At 62.3% G+C, this 576-nt stretch carries 1 protein-coding gene; it reads right to left on the reverse strand.

Going from position 1 to position 576, the window contains the following annotated elements; genetic code table 11:
* A partial coding sequence (gene tssC / locus BN2475_RS33285) for a type VI secretion system contractile sheath large subunit (RefSeq protein WP_143326095.1) occupies positions 1–576 on the reverse strand: 576 nt, incomplete at both ends.

Below are 576 nucleotides of genomic sequence, written 5' to 3' on the forward strand. Positions count from 1 at the left end.
GGTCAGGCCTTCGAGCTGGAAGTGCGGACGCAGGAAGAACTTCGCCTGGTAGTAGCCAGGGTTGCCTTCCACTTCCTCGACGAGCACCTCGGCTGCGGCGAGCGGACGACGGGCCTTGGTTTCCTGCGACGAGTTGGCCGGGTCGGCGTCAACGTAGTTCATGATCCATTCGTTGAGCCAGCGCTGCATGTCCTCACGCTCCTTGAACGCACCGATCTTGTCTCGCACGATGCACTTCAAGTAATGCGCGAAACGCGAGCAGGCGAACAGGTACGGCAGGCGCGCGGACAGGTTCGCGTTAGCGGTTGCGTCAGCATCGTGGTACTCGGCCGGCTTCTGCATCGACTGCGCACCGATGAAGGTCGCGTGGTCGGTGTTCTTGCGGTGAATGAGCGGGATGAAACCGTTCTTCGACAGCTCCGCCTCGCGGCGATCCGAGATGGCGATTTCGGTCGGACACTTCATGTCGACGCCGCCATCGTCCGTCGGGAACGTGTGGCAGGGCAGGTTTTCGACCGTGCCACCCGATTCCACGCCGCGGATCAGCGAGCACCAGCCGTACAGCTTGAACGAGCG

Source organism: Paraburkholderia ribeironis (genome assembly GCF_900019265.1).
Classification (GTDB): domain Bacteria; phylum Pseudomonadota; class Gammaproteobacteria; order Burkholderiales; family Burkholderiaceae; genus Paraburkholderia; species Paraburkholderia ribeironis.